At 69.4% G+C, this 16,805-nt stretch carries 12 protein-coding genes and 1 pseudogene; 9 read left to right on the top strand and 4 right to left on the bottom strand.

What is annotated here, in order from left to right:
• The first annotated feature begins 88 nt into the window (after window positions 1-88).
• The 6 genes from ACWGI2_RS10065 (at window position 89) to ACWGI2_RS10040 (ending at window position 7,978) form a co-directional block, all read left to right on the top strand.
• On the top strand, window positions 89-997 hold the full coding sequence (locus ACWGI2_RS10065) for a helix-turn-helix domain-containing protein (RefSeq protein WP_453694864.1): 909 nt from the start codon (window positions 89-91) through the stop codon (window positions 995-997).
• An 11-nt stretch (window positions 998-1,008) separates the two neighbouring features.
• Complete coding sequence (locus ACWGI2_RS10060) at window positions 1,009-1,344, top strand: chorismate mutase (protein ID WP_160504455.1); 336 nt, start codon at window positions 1,009-1,011, stop codon at window positions 1,342-1,344.
• 48 nt (window positions 1,345-1,392) lie between these two features.
• Window positions 1,393-3,942 (top strand): aminopeptidase N, encoded by a 2,550-nt coding sequence (pepN, locus tag ACWGI2_RS10055; protein ID WP_453394982.1) that lies wholly within the window; start codon window positions 1,393-1,395, stop codon window positions 3,940-3,942.
• A gap of 121 nt (window positions 3,943-4,063) precedes the next feature.
• Window positions 4,064-4,909 carry an NAD(P)H-binding protein gene (locus ACWGI2_RS10050; protein WP_453694863.1) on the top strand — a complete coding sequence of 282 codons (846 nt, stop codon included), beginning with the start codon at window positions 4,064-4,066 and terminating at the stop codon, window positions 4,907-4,909.
• 235 nt (window positions 4,910-5,144) lie between these two features.
• The gene (locus ACWGI2_RS10045; protein WP_453694862.1) at window positions 5,145-6,536 is read left to right on the top strand and encodes a pyridoxal phosphate-dependent decarboxylase family protein; all 1,392 of its coding nucleotides are present in this window, start codon (window positions 5,145-5,147) and stop codon (window positions 6,534-6,536) included.
• On the top strand, window positions 6,533-7,978 hold the full coding sequence (locus ACWGI2_RS10040) for a lysine N(6)-hydroxylase/L-ornithine N(5)-oxygenase family protein (RefSeq protein ID WP_453694861.1): 1,446 nt from the start codon (window positions 6,533-6,535) through the stop codon (window positions 7,976-7,978). The genes ACWGI2_RS10045 and ACWGI2_RS10040 overlap by 4 nt, the downstream gene beginning before the upstream one ends.
• Window positions 7,979-8,014: 36 nt before the next feature.
• Here ACWGI2_RS10040 and ACWGI2_RS10035 read toward each other — a convergent pair whose 3' ends face one another.
• Window positions 8,015-8,401 (bottom strand): hypothetical protein, encoded by a 387-nt coding sequence (locus ACWGI2_RS10035; protein ID WP_453694860.1) that lies wholly within the window; start codon window positions 8,399-8,401, stop codon window positions 8,015-8,017.
• Window positions 8,402-8,505: 104 nt separating this feature from the next.
• Between ACWGI2_RS10035 and ACWGI2_RS10030 the strand changes: the two genes are divergently transcribed.
• On the top strand, window positions 8,506-9,687 hold the full coding sequence (locus tag ACWGI2_RS10030; protein ID WP_453694859.1) for a GDSL-type esterase/lipase family protein: 1,182 nt from the start codon (window positions 8,506-8,508) through the stop codon (window positions 9,685-9,687).
• 11 nt (window positions 9,688-9,698) lie between these two features.
• Here the strand turns inward: ACWGI2_RS10030 and ACWGI2_RS10025 are convergent, their stop codons facing one another.
• Window positions 9,699-11,504 carry a bifunctional metallophosphatase/5'-nucleotidase gene (locus ACWGI2_RS10025; protein ID WP_453694858.1) on the bottom strand — a complete coding sequence of 602 codons (1,806 nt, stop codon included), beginning with the start codon at window positions 11,502-11,504 and terminating at the stop codon, window positions 9,699-9,701.
• A 150-nt stretch (window positions 11,505-11,654) separates the two neighbouring features.
• Between ACWGI2_RS10025 and ACWGI2_RS10020 the strand changes: the two genes are divergently transcribed.
• Window positions 11,655-12,368 carry an SIMPL domain-containing protein gene (locus ACWGI2_RS10020; protein WP_453694857.1) on the top strand — a complete coding sequence of 238 codons (714 nt, stop codon included), beginning with the start codon at window positions 11,655-11,657 and terminating at the stop codon, window positions 12,366-12,368.
• Between the two features lie 167 nt (window positions 12,369-12,535).
• Window positions 12,536-13,972: a pyruvate kinase gene (gene pyk / locus ACWGI2_RS10015; RefSeq protein ID WP_453394974.1), complete on the top strand. Its 1,437-nt coding sequence runs from the start codon at window positions 12,536-12,538 to the stop codon at window positions 13,970-13,972.
• Between the two features lie 3 nt (window positions 13,973-13,975).
• Here the strand turns inward: pyk and ACWGI2_RS10010 are convergent, their stop codons facing one another.
• Window positions 13,976-15,880: an alkyl/aryl-sulfatase gene (locus tag ACWGI2_RS10010; protein WP_453694856.1), complete on the bottom strand. Its 1,905-nt coding sequence runs from the start codon at window positions 15,878-15,880 to the stop codon at window positions 13,976-13,978.
• A gap of 139 nt (window positions 15,881-16,019) precedes the next feature.
• A pseudogene (locus ACWGI2_RS10005) lies at window positions 16,020-16,782 on the bottom strand (transcriptional regulator).
• Window positions 16,783-16,805 lie beyond the last annotated feature (23 nt).

Genomic DNA, 16,805 nt, shown 5'->3' with positions numbered 1-16,805 from the left:
TGGACAAAGATCTAGGCGGGTTGGACGCAGCGAGCGGGCCGCGGCCCGGACGAGCCCGGACGATGCCGGACGAGAGGGGCACCAGCGGATGTACCACACGTGGATGCGGTATTTCACGCCGAGCCCGGCCCACCACCGCCTCGGCCTCGCCTGCCTAGGAGTCGGCCTGCAGCACGGCCTCCTGCCGACCGTGGGCCCGCGCACCCTCGACCACCACGTCGCCGTCGTCGTGAGCGCGGGCGGCGGCTGGTTCCAGGGACCCGACGGCAGGCGTACGACGGTGACGGCGCCCGCGCTGATCTGGCTCACCCCCGGCGTGCGCCACCACTACGGGCCCGACCCGGAGAGCGGCTGGGACGAGTGCTTCGTCGACTTCACCGGGCCCGCCACGACCACGTACACCGAACTCGGCTACATAGAACCCACCCGGCCCGTCGTGCCGCTCTCCGACGCCACCGGGGCGCGGGCCGCCGTCGGACGCATCGCGCGCGCCGCACGGCGCGGCAACCCGCTCCTGGAGGTCGAGACGGGCGCCGCCGTCCACGAACTCCTCGTCGCACTGCGCAGGGCCCGCGCCGACATCGCCCCCGACGGCGACCCGGTCCTCCAGGCACTGGCCCGCGACGCCTTCCAGCCACTCTCCGTCGCCGAACACGCGGCACGGCACGGCATGACACCCGCGGAACTGCGCACGGCGGTGCGCAGGGGCGCCGGATGCAGCCCCAAGGACTACCTCCTCGGCATCCGCCTCGGTCGCGCCAAGGAACTGCTCGCCGCCACGGAGCTGCCGGTCGCGGCCGTCGCGCGCCGCGTCGGCTACGACGACCCCGCGTACTTCTCGCGCCTCTTCACGCGCCGCGTGGGCATGGCGCCCGTCCGCTTCCGTGAGCAGCAGGGACGCGCGGTCCCGGGCGGCTGGTCGCAGCAGATCCCCGACCCGGACCACCCGCCGATTCTGCGCTCTTCCGCCGTCGGCGGCGAAGGACCGGCAACGTAGGCTCGTGCCCCATGACCACCAGCCACACAAGTGACGCGAACGGAGCCGGGGCCGCGGACGAGGCCGTGCGCGCCGAGCTGTCCCGCCTGCGCGACAGCATCGACAACATCGACGCCGCCGTCGTCCACATGCTCGCCGAACGCTTCAAATGCACCCAGCAGGTCGGCCATCTCAAGGCCAACCACCACCTCCCGCCCGCCGACCCGGCCCGCGAGGCCCGCCAGATCGCCCGGCTCCGCGAGCTCGCGGAGAGCGCGAAGCTGGATCCGGCGTTCGCCGAGAAGCTCCTGAACTTCATCATCGCGGAGGTCATCCGCCACCACGAGACGATCGCCAAGTCGTCCTGACGCGCACCACCGGGGCTGCCTGTCAGTGACATCAGGCAGCATGGACGCATGCCCGTACTGACGCGCGACGAAGCGCAGACCCGAGCCCGGCTCATCGACGTCCAGCGGTACATGGTCGAGCTCGACCTGACTCGGGGAGCCGAGACCTTCGACTCCCGTACCGTCATCCGGTTCACGGTGCTCGGGGAGCCCGCGGACCCCGCGGACGGCCTCGCGGCCACGGTCGACACCTTCGTCGAGCTCAAGCCCGCCGAGCTGCGCTCCGTCACCCTCGACGGACAGCCGCTCGACCCGGCGGGCCTCGCCGAGAACCGGCTCGCGCTCACCGGGCTCACCGCGGGCGAGCACGAACTGCGCGTCGACGCCGCCATGCGCTACTCGCACACCGGCGAGGGCATGCACCGCTTCACCGACCCCACGGACGGCGAGACGTACACGTACACGCAGCTGTTCATGGAAGACGTGCAGCGCGTCTTCGCGGCCTTCGACCAGCCCGACCTGAAGTCCGTCTTCGAGCTGACCGTCACCGCCCCCGAGGGCTGGACGGTCCTCGCGAACGGCGTCACCGAGCACATCGGAGGCGGGACGTGGCGGGCCGCGGCCACCCCGCTGATCTCCACCTACCTCGTCGCCGTCGCCGCGGGACCCTGGCACTCGGTCCGCACCGAACACCGCGGCCTGCCCTTCGGCATCCACTGCCGCCGCTCGCTCGCACCCTTCCTGGACGCCGACGCCGACGAGATCCTCGACGTCACGCGCGCGTGCTACGACCGGTACCACGAGAAGTTCGACGAGCCCTACCCCTTCGACTCCTACGACCAGGCGTTCGTCCCGGAGTTCAACGCCGGAGCGATGGAGAACCCCGGACTCGTCACCTTCCGCGACGAGTTCATCTACCGCTCAGCCGTCACCGAGACCGAGCGGCAGACCCGCGCCATGGTCATCGCCCACGAGATGGCCCACATGTGGTTCGGCGACCTCGTCACCCTGCGCTGGTGGGACGACATCTGGCTGAACGAGTCCTTCGCCGAGTACATGGGCTTCCAGACCACCGCCGAAGCCACCTCCTTCACCGACACCTGGACGGACTTCGGCGTCGCCCGCAAGGCCTGGGGGTACGACGCCGACCAGCGCCCCTCCACCCACCCCGTCGCCCCCGACCCGGACGCCGTGCCCGACACCGCGTCCGCGATGCTCAACTTCGACGGCATCTCGTACGCCAAGGGCGCCTCCGCCCTGCGCCAACTCGTCGCCTGGCTGGGCGAGAAGGACTTCCTCGCCGGGATCAACACCCACATCGCCCGGCACAAGTTCGCCAACGCCACCCTCGCCGACTTCATCGAATCCCTCGCGCACAACACCGACCGCGACGTGCACGGATGGGCCGACGCCTGGCTGCGCACCACCGGCGTCGACACGCTCACCTCGACGGTCACGCACGACGCCCGCGAGTGGACCCTCGACGTCGAACGCGACGGCAGCCGCCCCCACCGCGTCGCCGTCGGGGTGTACGACCGCGACCTCACCGACCCCCAGGGCCTGGTCCTGCGCGAGCGCCACGAGAGGGACGTCCCCCACTCCGGGGCCTCCGCCTCCGGAGCCTCCGCGCCGCGCGACGGCGGGCGGCCCGCCCTGATCGTCCCGAACGACCAGGACCTCACGTACGCCAAGATCCGCCTCGACGAGGTCTCCATGGAGACGGTCCTGCGCAGCCTCTCCCGCGTCCCGGACGCCCTCACCCGCGCCGTCCTGTGGAACTGCCTGCGCGACATGGTCCGCGACGGCGAACTCGACGGCATGACCTACCTGGAGACGGCCCGCGCGCACCTGCCCGACGAGACCGACCTCGCCCTCGTCCAGGGCGTCCTCGCCTTCGCCACCACCTACGTCGCGGACCGCTTCCTGCCCCCGGCGCTGCGGACCGTCGCGCTCACCACCCTCACCGAACTGTGCCGCGACCTGATCCGGCGCACGGAGGACGGCTCCCACGCGGGCCTGCGGCTCACCGCCGTGCGCGGCTTCATCGACGTGGCGACGCGCCCCGACCCGCTCCAGGAGTGGCTCACCGAAGGGACCGTGCCCGGCGGCCCCGAACTCGACCCCGAGCTGCGCTGGCGCGTCCTGACCCGCCTCGCCGTCCTCGGCGCCGCCGACGAGTCCGCGATCGCCGCCGAACTGGAGCGCGACCCCAGCGCCACCGGGCAGGAGGGCGCGGCCCGCTGCCGTGCCGCGCTGCCCGACCCGGAGGCCAAGCACCGTGCCTGGGAGGCGATGTTCGCCTCCGACGACCTCTCCAACTACCTCCTGACCGCCACCGCCCAGGGCTTCTGGCAGCCCGAACAGGCCGATCTCGTACGGGAGTACATCCCCCGCTACTACGAGGACGCCGTCGCCGTCGCCGCCCGGCGCGGCCCCGCCATCGCGGACGTCGCGGGACGGTGGGCCTTCCCGGTCTCCGCGGTGGACGCCGAGACGCTCCGCCTGGGCGAACAGTGCCTGCGCGACGCCGACCCCATCCCCGCGCTGCGCCGCAAGCTGGCCGACCAACTGGACGACCTGGCGCGGGCGTTGCGGGTACGGGAGGCGGCGCGAGCCTAGGCCGTGCCGGCGCGAGGACTAGGTCCGTGGACCGACCCGGACCTGGTCCCAGCCGACGATTCCGTGGCCCGCGCGGCCGCCTAGGGTCGAAGATCCAGTACAAGATCTTCAGGAGCCCGCCGTGATCGTAACCACCGGTGCCACCGGAAACGTGGGCCGCGCCCTCGTCACCCAGCTCACCGCCGCGCACGTCCCCGTCCGCGCGCTGACCCGCGATCCGGGGCGGGCGGGGCTGCCGTCGGGCGCCGAGGTGGCGCGCTTCGACCCCGCCGCCGAACCGGCCGACCTCGCCCCGCTGTTCGACGGCGCGTCAGCGCTCTTCCTACACGTGGCGGCCGTCGGCGACCACGCGGACGAGGTCCTCACAGCGGCCCGCAAGGGCGGCGTCCAGCACGTCGTCATGCTGTCGTCGGGCATCATCGAGGACGGCGCCGACGAGACCCACCCCATTTACGTCCTGCACGCGGACGCCGAGGAGCGGGTGCGCCGCAGCGGCCTCGACTGGACCTTCCTGCGGCCCAACGCCTTCGCCGCCAACTCCTTCCAGTGGGCGGACCAGATCCGCGCGGGCGACACCGTACGCGGCCCCTTCGCGGGAGCCCTGACCGCGCCGATCCACGAGGCCGACATCGCCGCCGTGGCCGCCCGCGCGTTCCTCGACGACGGCCACCGAGGCGCCGTCCACCGCCTCACGGGCCCCACCGCGGTGTCGACGGAGGAGCAGATCCACACGATCGGCCAGGCCCTGGGCCGCGACCTGCGGTTCGTGGAGGTGCCCCCGGAGGAAGTCACCGAGGACATGTTCCCCCACATCCCCGCGGCAATGCTGCCGACCGTCCTGGAGTCCTTCGCCGAACTCGTCGGCACAGCACCGGAGATCACCACCACTGTGAAGTCGGTAACGGGCACCCCGGCAAGAACATTCACGGAGTGGACAAGGGACCACACAAACGATTTCCGCCCCTGAGACGAAACCGGGCGCCCCGCAAGGGGCGCGGGGAACGGCGCGAGCAACCAAGACGCGCCCGCAGCCAAATTCCGTCCCCCCACGCGGAGCGACTAGCACCCCGGCCCCCGCCAACACCCCCTCTCCGCAGGGCAGTACCACTTTCGGGTTCGGATCGTTGAGCTCTCCGGGCGTGCCGTCCGCTCGGCGGACAGGCTGGTTGTCCCCGCCCGCGCGCACCCGAAGGACGTCGCCCATGAGCACTCCGCCGCCCCTCGCCGGAGGAGCCCAAGGCCCGGACGCGCTGCGGCCGTTGCTCACCGCCACCCTGGAAGCCCTGCGCACCGGGGCGACCGCCCGCGGGGGACCACTCCCCGCGGGCGGCCCCACCGCGGTGGCCGCCCGAGTGCGCGAGGCCACCGGCCAGATCCTGCCCGCCCAGGGAGAAGGCGCCGAAGCGGCCCTGCGCACACTGGTCCATGCGCTGGCGGAAGGCGCCGCCGACCCCGCGGACGCCCTCTGCGCCGCCCACCTGCACTGCCCGCCGCTCGCCCTGGCCGTCGCCGCCGACCTGGCCGCGTCCGCGCTCAACCCCTCGATGGACTCCTGGGACCAGGCCCCCGCCGCATCGGAGATCGAAACCCTGGTCACCCGCGCCCTCGCGGCGGAGACCTACGGCCCCGGAAGCGGAGACGCCCTCGTCACCACCGGCGGCACCGAGTCCAACCAGCTCGCCCTGCTCCTGGCCCGCGAGCGCACCGCCGCGCACGGCCCCGTCCAGCTCGTCGCCGGCGAGAACGCCCACCACTCGCTCGGCCGCGCCGCCTGGCTGCTCGGCATGCCGGAACCGGTCACCGTCCCGGCACCCGCAGGTGTCCTCGACCCGGCCGCTCTCGACGAGGCACTCTCCGAACTCACCGGCCCACCCGGCACGTTCCTCGTCGCCGCCACCGCCGGCACCACCGACGCCGGGCTCATCGACCCCCTCGACCAGATCGCCGACCTCTGCGCGGACCACGGCGCCCGACTGCACATCGACGCCGCGTACGGCGGTCCGCTCCTCTTCAGCGACGTACGAAGAGAGTTGCTGCGCGGGATGGAGCGCGCCGACAGCGTCACGTTCGACCTGCACAAGCTCGGCTGGCAGCCCGTCGCCGCCGGGCTGATCCTGGTCCGCGACGGCCGCGACCTCGCCGCGCTCGGCCACCACGCCGACTACCTCAACGCGGGCGACGACACCGAAGCGGGCCTCCCCGACCTCCTCGGCCGCTCCCTGCGCACCACACGCAGGCCCGACGTACTCAAGATCGCCGTCACCCTCAAGGCCCTCGGGCGGGCAGGTATCGGCGCCCTCGTCGACCAAGTCTGCGATCAAGCAAAGGAGTTCGCCGGGCTCGTCACCGCGCACCCCGGCTTCGAGCTCTACGACCAGCCCCTCATCAGCACGGTCCTGTTCCGTCCCGTCGGCGCCGACGACGACCACATCGCGTACGTCAGGCGAGAACTCCTCACCCAAGGGCGCGCCGTCCTCGGGCGGGCCAGGATCGACGGACGCCGCTGGCTCAAGGCCACCCTCCTCAACCCGCACACCCGGCCCGGCGACCTCGCCGAGCTCCTGAAGCTCGTGGAAGGAACCACCCCCCGATGACCGGCCAGAACGACAAGCCCGCCCCGCCGCTCACCACCCCCGAGGACCCCCGGGACCTGGTCGGCATCGGCATCGGCCCCTTCAACCTCTCCCTCGCCGCCCTCGCCCAGCCCCTGCCCGGAATCGACGCCGCCTTCTACGAACAACGGCCCGGCTTCCACTGGCACCCCGGGCTCCTCATCGACGGCGCCAGCCTCCAAGTACCCTTCCTCGCCGACCTGGTGACCCTCGCCGACCCCGCAAGCCCCTGGTCCTTCCTCAACTACCTCAAGACCCGCGAGCGGCTCTTCCCCTTCTACTTCGCCGAGCGCTTCCACATCCAGCGCGCAGAATACGACGCCTACTGCCGCTGGGTCAGCGAAAACCTGCCCGCACTCCACTTCGGCCACCAGGTCGACGCAGTGCGCTGGAACCCCGAACGGGACCTCTTCGAAGTCGACTTCACACAACTCGACGCCGAGGGAGAGGCAGAAGCGCTCGGCCGGACGTACACGAAGAACATCGCCGTCGGCGTCGGCACCGCACCCCACATCCCCGAACCCCTCAAACCCCTCGCGGACGCCCCCACCGTCCCCGTGATCCACTCCGCCGACTACCTCCTGCACCGCGACCGGCTCCTCGCCGCCGACCACATCACCGTCATCGGCTCGGGCCAGTCAGGCGCCGAAGTCTTCCTCGACCTCCTCAAACACCGCCCGGCCGGCGCCGAAAAAATCCACTGGCTCGCCCGCACCGAAGCCTTCGCGCCCATGGAGTACTCCAAGCTCGGCCTGGAACACTTCACCCCCGACTACACCCGCTACTTCCACTCCCTGCCCGAATCGGTGCGCGACGGCCTCGTCCCCCACCAGTGGCAACTCCACAAAGGCATCGACGCCGACACCATCGCCGCCATCCACGACGAGCTCTACCAACGCACCCTCCACGGCGGCTGGCCCGACGCCGTCCTCACCCCCGGCGTCTCCGTACGCACCGCCGGCCGCGTCGCCACCACCCGCGTGGAACTCCACCTCGAACACCTCCAGCAAGGCACCCGCTCCCGCCTCACCACCGACGCGGTCGTACTCGCCACCGGCTACCGCGAACGCCCCCTCGACCAACTCCTCGCCGGCCTCGACCCCTACATGCGCCGCGACTCCTCGGAACGCCCCCGCATCGACGAGCAATACCGCCTCGTCCTCGACCCCTCCGTCACCGGCACCGGCAGCAACATCTACGTACAGAACGCCGAACGCCACACCCACGGCGTCGGCGCCCCCGACCTCGGCCTCGCCGCCTGGCGCAGCGCCACCATCATCAACTCCCTTACGGGACAGTCGCCTTACCCGCTCCCGCAGCGCACCGCGTTCACCAGCTTCGGCCTCCAGACACCGGAGGGGCACACCACCGCGGCCGGCCGCATCGGAGAGCAGCGCGGCAACCTCGTACGCCTCAAGAACTGACAAGAACTGACAAGAATTGACACCCAAGGCCTCGCCTCAGGCGGTCAGCTCCCCGATGGGCGCGACGACCCGCCGCGTCCTCGGACACGACCACACCGCGGCCCCCTCCACCACCCCGGCCCGCAGCGGATGCGTGTCGGGGTGCGCGGGACACTCCGGCCACACGGCGGGCCTCAACTGGCCGCACAGCTCCTCGACCGCCCACCCCTGCACCTGGTCCGCGACGTCCGCGACCCGCTCCGCCGCGCTCTGATGGGCCGCGACCGAGACGCCCTGCCCCGAACCGTCCGACGCGTACACCATGACCACGTCCTCGCCCTGGCCGAGGAAATCCGCCTCCTCGACCACGGTGGCCCGCACCGCGCACGTGGCCGAAAGATCACGGAGTACGGGGCCGAGCGCTGTCCCAAGTGCCTCATCCATGGACGGAATTGTCCGCTCCCAAGCGCTGTCACGCCGCCGAATATTCCCGCGCGAAAAACGACGCGGGACGAAATACCGACGCCGTCCGCCCTGTTCAGCCGAGCATGACCACAGACTCCAAGGCCTCCTGGACCGCAGCGTTCCGCTCCGCCGTCGTCAGCCCCCACGAGACCATCGACCTCTTCGAACTCCGCGCCTTCTCCGGCCAGACCCTCCGCCAGATCATCCGCCTAGACGGCGGCGGCAGCGCCATCCGCGTCCGCCTCAGCAACCGCTACGGCAAGAAACCCCTCCACATCGGAGGCGCCCGCCTCGCCAGACGCACCGAAGGCAGCGGCATCGAATCCCGCAGCGACACACCCCTGCGCGTCGGCGGCGCCGAGGACTTCACCCTCCCGGTCGGCGCGGAAGTCGTCAGCGACGCCGTCGACGGCGCCTTCACCGCAGGCGACGAACTGACCCTCAGCCTCTGGCTGCCCGAAGACACCGGCCTCTCCACCTACTCCGCCGTACCCCTGCGCACCGGATACGCCGTCCCCGGCAACGCCCTCACCGCGCCCACCCTGGACGGCGCCGAAGGCCTTGAGGAACTCGCCACCCGCCACTTCATCAGCGGGGCCGACGTCCTCGCCCCCGCAGGCACGGCCGTCACCGTCGCCTTCGGGGACTCGTGGTTCGAGGGCACGGGCACCACACCCGACACCGACCGACGCTTCCCCGACCTGCTCAACGACCGGCTGCGGGAGGCCGGAATCGACGGCTGGGTGGTCAACCAAGGTCTTTCCGCCAACCGCCTGCTCACCGACGAGATCGGCGAACACGCCCTGGCCCGCCTCCAACGCGACGCCCTGGACGTGCCAGGAGCCACCCACGTCCTCGTCCACTTCGGCCTCAACGACCTCGGCATCCCCGGCCAGGAGGCGTTCCCGGAGACCGCGCCCATACCCACCGCCGATGACCTCATCGCGGGCTTCACCGCCCTCGCCGACCGGATCCACGCGGCAGGCCTCACCGCCGTCACCACCACCATCGGCCCCTACAAGGACACCGTCTTCGAGGGCTACTCCACCCCCGAGGGCGTGGCCGTGGCCCGCGAGGTCAACGACTGGATACGCGGCACCGAAAGCCCCTACGACGCCTACGCCGACCTCGCCGCCGCCGTCGCGGACCCGGCCGACCCCGACCGGATCCACGACGACTACGACAGCGGCGACGGCCTGCACGTCAACGACGCCGGCGCGCAGGCGCTCGCCGAAGCCGTCGACCTGACGACACTCAAGGCGTAGTTCATCCAGGCCTAGAAGACGGGCGTACCGTCCCGGGTCAGCTTCCAGTCCACCGACGCGAACTGGCCCGGGTCCACCGTCCCCTTCGCCCGCACCCACTGGATGATCGTGTTGCGGATCTCGTCCGAGTTCGCCCACAGCTGCTTGGCACCCGCCACATGCGGGAAGTTCCCGCCGCCGCTCGCACGGTAGTTGTTGACCGCGAGCACGAACTCGGCCTTCGGATCGATGTCCTTACCGTCGAAGCTCAGCTTCGCGATCCGGGAACCCGCGGGCTTGGCGATGTCGATCTCGTACGTCACGCCGTACAGCGCGTCGTAGTTGTAGTCCGGGATCTTGTCCGCGTTCGTCAGCTTCGCCGGGTCCACCGGGGCGCCCGCCGCCGTCTGCACGTAGTACCGCGCCGAGAACTCCAGGTACTCCTTGAGCTGCGCGCCCGTGATGAGCCGCGCCTCAAGGGTGTTCTCGAACGGGTAGAGCCCCGCCGCGTCCTTGATCGTCACCTCGCCCGCCGGGATACCCGCCGTACGTGAGAAGCACGAGGCCTGCGAGAGCACAGGCAGCGCCGCGTACTGACCGCCCTTCAGCGCCTCCTTGACCGTCTCCGCCTGGACATGGCTGATCAGATCGATGATCGCGACATCCTTGTACGGGCCTTCGGCCGTGCTCATCGCCTGCGTCGACGTGCCGATGACCTGGTTGACGTACGCGACGACCTTCTTGTGCTCATCGGCGAGGAGCCGGGTGACCTTCCTGTCCTCCGCCGCCGTATTGGAGTTGAGGGCCTTCGCGCCGACCTTCTCCACCGTCCAGCGGCCCTTGGCCCACACCAGGTCGAAGTCGAAGAGCGTCAGGCGCTGGCCCCACTTCAGCGGCTCGGAAAGGACGACCCTCTTTCCGGTCTCCTTGTTCTCCACGAAGTACTCGGCGATCTCCGTGTGCGCGTGCCCGACCAGGATCGCGTCGATGCCGGGCACCTGCTCGGCCACCAGACCCGCCGCGTTCTCGATGTACGGGAGCTGATCACCGTACGAGGACGTGCCGCTGGAGCCCGAGTGCGCCGAGACGATCACCACGTCCGCGCCCATGGAACGCAGCTTGGGCACCCACTTCGCCGCCTGCTCCTCAAGCCCCGGGAACGTCATCTTGCCCTGCACGTTCGCCTTGTCCCAGATCGCGATGCCGGGATTCGTCAGACCCAGGACCGCCACCTTCACGTCACGGCCGTGCGGGGTACGAAGGCGCTTCATGAAGTACGGCGGGAAAGCGGGCCTCTGCGTCTTCGCGTCGAGGGCGTTGGCTCCGAGGAGCGGGAAGTCGCACTGCTCCTCGAACTTCCGCAGCACGGGAATGCCGTAATTGAACTCGTGATTTCCGAGCGCCGCCGCGTCATAACCGATGCTGTTCATCGCCTGCGCCATCGGATGGACCGGGCCGTGCTCGGCCGTGATCGGGTCGATCTTGGCGTAGTAGTACGAGAGTTGGGTGCCCTGGATGGTGTCGCCCGCGTCGATGAGGAGCGTGTTGCTGCGGCCTCTCTCCTCGCGGATCTCGTTCACGAGCGTGGAGATCTTCGCCAGGCCCACGTCGTTGTGGTCCTTGTCGTCGAACTCCTTGTCCGTGAAGTAGTCCCAGTTGAAGACATTGCCGTGCAGGTCCGTCGTGCCCATGACGGTGAACGAGTACCGCTTCTTCCGCTTGGCGGGCTTCCCGGACGCCTGCGCCGACACGGAGGGCGCGGCGGCCACCCCGCCCGCGAGCGCCACACCCGTGGCGGCGGCGGACCTGCCCAGGAACTTCCGGCGGTTCAGCGGCATTTCGTACTCCCCTTGGACCTCTGGTCGACCTATGTAACGCGCGTAGATAACGCGCGTAGATTCTGACCCCGACCACCCCACCGGCAACAGACCCCGCAGGTTTCGATCCGATGACTGTCCGGTGCCGCCCCCCAGTGCGAAAGTGGCCGCATGGACGAGACCACCCCCACCCCGCCCCCCTACGGCACCCCCGACGCCCCGCGCCTGGCCGTCAAGGGCGAAGCACACCTCGAAGTCGACCCCGAGATCGCCCGCATCGGCATCACCGTCAGCGCACGCGGCACCGACCGGCGCGACGCCCTGAACGACCTCACACGCCGCAACGCCACCGTCATCGACCTCGTGAAAACCTACGGCGAATCCGTCGAAACACTGGAGACCGGCGCCTTTTCCATCAGCCCCGAACTCACCAAACACGGCCGCGGCGAACGCATCCGCGCCTACCACGGCCGCGTCCACATCACAGCCGAACTCACCGACTTCACCGCACTCGGCGAACTCACCACACGCCTCGCCGACCTCGAACTGACCCGCGTCGACGGCCCCTACTGGGCCCTGCGCCCCGACTCACCCACCCACCGCGAAGCCCGACAGCAGGCCGTCAGGGAAGCGGTCCAACGAGGCAGGGAATACGCACAGGCGCTGGGCACCACACTCGCCGCCCTCGTCGAGCTCGCCGACATCGGCGCCGAGAACGCCCAGCCCTACGGCTACGGCGGCCCGACAAACGCCATGCGCACCGTCGCCTACGGCGGCGCCGCCGACATGGCCCAGGAAGCCGCCCCCCTCGACCTCGAACCCCAACGGCAACACGTCTACGCACAGGTCAACGCGCGCTTCACGATGACACCGCCACAGCTGTAGCCGGCTGTAGTCACACAGGGGCTTTACGCCGCGGGGCGCCCAGTAAATCGCTCATCAGAGCAGCGCCCCGCACAATTCAACACTTGTCAATAACCCTTCACGCAAAGGTTGTTGAGTAGTCATGCCCAGCCAATTCTCTACCCGCCGGTAAGGCCTAGGCTCGAACCATGCGCCGAGCAAAAATCGTCTGCACCCTGGGCCCCGCCACCGACTCGTACGACCAGATCAAGGCACTGGTCGAAGCCGGAATGGACGTAGCCCGCTTCAACCTCAGCCACGGCACCTACGCCGAACACGAGGAGCGCTACCAGCGCGTACGGAAGGCATCCGACGAGACAGGCCGCAGCGTCGGCGTCCTCGCCGACCTTCAAGGCCCGAAGATCCGCCTCGGCCGCTTCAGCGAAGGACCCGTACTCCTTGAACGCGGTGACGAGTTCACCATCACCGTCGAAGAAGGCGTCGAAGGCGACCGCCAGACCTGCGGCACCACCTACGACGGCCTCGCCCAGGACGTCACCCCCGGCGAACGCATCCTCGTCGACGACGGCAAAGTGACCCTGGAGGTCACAGCGGTCGACGGGCCCCGCGTCACCACCACCGTCGTCGAAGGCGGCATGGTCTCCGACCACAAGGGACTCAACCTCCCCGGCGTCGCCGTCTCCGTCCCCGCACTCTCCGACAAGGACGAAGCGGACCTGCGCTGGGCCCTGCGTTCAGGATTCGACGTCATCGCGCTCTCCTTCGTCCGCAGCGGCCGCGACATCGAAGACGTCCACCGCATCATGGACGAAGAAGGCCGCCGCCTCCCCGTCATCGCCAAGGTCGAAAAGCCGCAGGCCGTCGAGAACATCGACGACATCGTCGCCGCCTTCGACGCGATCATGGTCGCCCGCGGCGACCTGGGCGTCGAGATGCCCCTGGAGCAGGTGCCGATCGTCCAGAAGCGCGCCATCAAACTCGCCAAGCGGAACGCCAAGCCGGTCATCGTCGCCACCCAGATGCTCGACTCGATGATCGACAACTCCCGCCCCACGCGCGCGGAAGCCTCCGACGTCGCCAACGCCGTCATCGACGGCACGGACGCAGTAATGCTCTCCGGCGAAACCAGCGTCGGCAAATACCCCATCGAGACCGTCCGCACGATGGCCCGCATCGTCGAAGCCGCCGAAGAGGACATCCTCGCGAAGGGCCTCCCGCCCCTCACCGAGCGCAACAAACCCCGCACCCAGGCCGGCGCCGTCGCCCGCGCCGCCGCCGAAATGGGCGACTTCCTGGGCGCGAAGTTCCTCGTGGCCTTCACGCAGTCCGGTGACACGGTCCGCCGCCTCTCGCGCTACCGCTCCCCGATCCCCCTCCTCGCCTTCACCCCCGACCGGGCAACGCGCTCGCAGCTGAACCTCACCTGGGGCGTGGAGACCTTCCTCGGCCCGCACGTCGAATCCACCGACGCCATGGTCCGCCAGGTCGACGAGCTCCTCCTCAAGTACGGACGCTGCGAGAAGGGCGACGTGGTCGTCATCACCGCGGGCTCCCCGCCCGGAGTCGCCGGCTCCACCAACCTCGTACGCATCCACCACATCGGCGAGGACGACAACCCCCAGTAGCGCCTAGGGGGTCACGATCGCGAAATTCGGATCCGGCTTGTCCACCACGCCGAGCAGGTCACTGAGAAGCGACGCGTCGCCGTCCACCTTGATGTCACCAAGCCCCTTGCCGCCCAACAATGCGAGCAACTGGGGCTTGGTCATCGTCAACGTGACCCCCGCGTCCGGATCCCTCTCCGCGTCACTGCGATACGTCAACACGCCGTGCCGCAAGGTCAGATGCCACACCTTGCCCAGCGCCGGAAGACTCCAGTCCATCCGCAGCTTCAGATCCCACGCCTTCGGACCGTTCACGCGGATCGCCACGGAATCGATCAACTGGTCCACGGAGAGGGCCATCAACATGTCAGCGCTGGCCACGGAGGTGGGGGAGTCCTGCACGCCCTCGCGCAGCTCCTGGGCGCCCATCAGATAGAAGTTCCGCCACACGGCGTTCTCAGAGGCCTGCCCCAACTTGACGTAAAGCTTGGCGAGTTCGAACTTAGCGGTCTTGTACCCGGGGTCCGCGAACACCACATGATTGAGCAACGTCACCGCGAACCGCAGATCGCCGCTCTTCGCGAACGCCTTGGCCTTGGCAACCGTCGCCGTGCGCCCACCCATGGCCTTGACGTACCGCTTGGCCTCCTCAACGGGAGGGTGCTCCCACAGATGCGCCGGGTTGCCGTCGAACCACCCCATGTACCGCTGATAGATGCCCTTCACGTTATGGCTGAGCGACCCGTAATACCCACGATTCGCCCACACGCCCGCGAGCGCGGGAGGCAACTCGATCTCCTCGGCGATCTCCCGCCCGGTCATCCCTCGATTGATCATCCGCAGCGTCTGATCATGCATGTACGCGTACAGATCCCGCTGCTGCTCAAGCAACTCCACGATGGTCTCGCCACCCCACGTAGGCCAGTGATGCGAGGCGAAGGCAACATCTACCCGCCCGCCGAACAACACCACGGACTCGTTGAGGAAGCGCGCCCACTGCCGGGCGTCCCGCACCTGCGCACCACGCAACGTGATGATGTTGTGCATCGTGTGCGTCGCGTTCTCCGCCATACAGACGGCACGCAGCTCGGGAAGCACGAAGTTCATCTCCGCGGGCGCCTCGGTCCCCGGCGTCATCTGAAACTCGAACTTCACCCCGTCGAGGGTCTCGACCTGACCGGTCTCGGTGATGTCTTTGGTAGGCGGAATCAACCCGATGGACCCCACGGAGACGGATTGCCCGAGGCCGCAACCGATCTGTCCCGTGGGGGACTTGGGAAGCAACGCCCCGTACATGTACCCGGAGCGCCGCTGCATCGCCGTACCGGCGTACACGTTCTCCGAGACGGCGTGCTCCATGAAGCCATCGGGCGCGAGGATCGGTACGTCGCCCGCACCGTCCGGCAGCACGCCACGGCAGCCGCCGAAGTGATCGACGTGCGGATGCGTGTAGATGAGCCCGGTGACCTTCTTGTCGCCCCGGTGCGTGCGGTAGAGCTTGAGCGCGGCGGCGGCGGTCTCCGCCGAGATCAGCGGATCGATGACGATGATGCCGGTGCCGCCCTCGATGATCGTCATGTTCGACAGGTCAAGCCCACGCACTTGGTAGACACGGTCGGTGACCTTGTAGAGCCCCTGCTTGGACACGAGTTGGGACTGGCGCCACAGGCTCTTGTGCGCGGACTTGGGGGCGTCGCCCTTGAGGAACCCGTACGCGTCGCTGTCCCAGACGACCTGCCCCTTGGCGTTCTTCACCACCCCCGGGGTGAGGGCCGCGATGAACCCCTTGTCGGCATCGGCGAAGTCGTCCCCGCCCTTGCTCGTGCCCTCGCGGTCGATGGCGGAGGCGGTCTGAGGATTCATGGCCACGGCCGCCGCGGCGGCACCCGCAGCGGCGGCAACGAAGCTGCGCCTGTTCAGGGGAGTCATGGGGCCGAAGATCGCAGCGGGGTACGGGGCGGGGCAAGGGTTCGCCGTGGATTTGGGGCAGCTCCCAGGGAGGGCGGGGGAGGGGAGTGACGCGTCATATTGCGCGGGCGGGGGTGGGGCGGTACTTGGCGGTACTTGGTCAGTACTTGGGGCCCACGTGGGCGTCCATGAGGGCTACTGAGGCTTTGCGGGCGATGGAGATGTTGCGGTGGTTGGCTGCCTTCCAGTGGACCCACCTTGTCGAGGGCGCCCGTGAAGAGTCGGATGATGTCGCCCGACAGGTTGGTGAAGAAGTACCGGGGGTATTCGTAGCGCTTGCGCTCGCCGTCGACGATGCGGGTGGTCCAGTTGGTGACGCGGCAGCCGTCGGAGTGGATGAGCCCGCGAATGAACTCCCAGGGATGGGCGTCGACGATCTCCTGTTGCCAGGGTTCGAGGGCGATCTTGCGCTCGTGCTTCTTGCCGGGGCCGTGTTGCGGGAAGAGGCAGGGCCAGTGCTTGCTCCAACTGGTGACGTACTGACAGCCCTGGCTTTGCACGCGGCAGACCTTGTTGTCCGGACGTACGGACTGGATGGCGTCAGCGCAGGCTTCGATGAGACCGCGCCACGTGTCGGCGCAGGCAATCCGCAGCGAGTAGACGCCTCGCCGCTGGAGGCTGACGCAGCCGTCGCCGAGGTAGAGGCCCAGCAAGTACGAGTAGGCGGCCGGATCCTCAGGCTCGCCTGGTGTGGCACGGCATCTTGGGCACGGACGGGCACGGTCGTAGCCGAGTGGCTCGACGCGGATTTGCCAGGCCCGGATAGCGGCCCTGGAAGCACCGGTCTCTTTGCTCACCGAGTTGAGGCTGAGACCCTGGCTGATGAGGTTCAACGCCCGCTGGCGTGTGCCCATGTCGTACATGTGCCCCACTTTGCGGGGCGGTG

The sequence above is a fragment of the Streptomyces sp. NPDC054866 genome (genome assembly GCF_053610745.1).
Note: the sequence above shows the minus strand (reverse complement) of the source record. Positions and strands in the feature narration are given on the sequence as shown.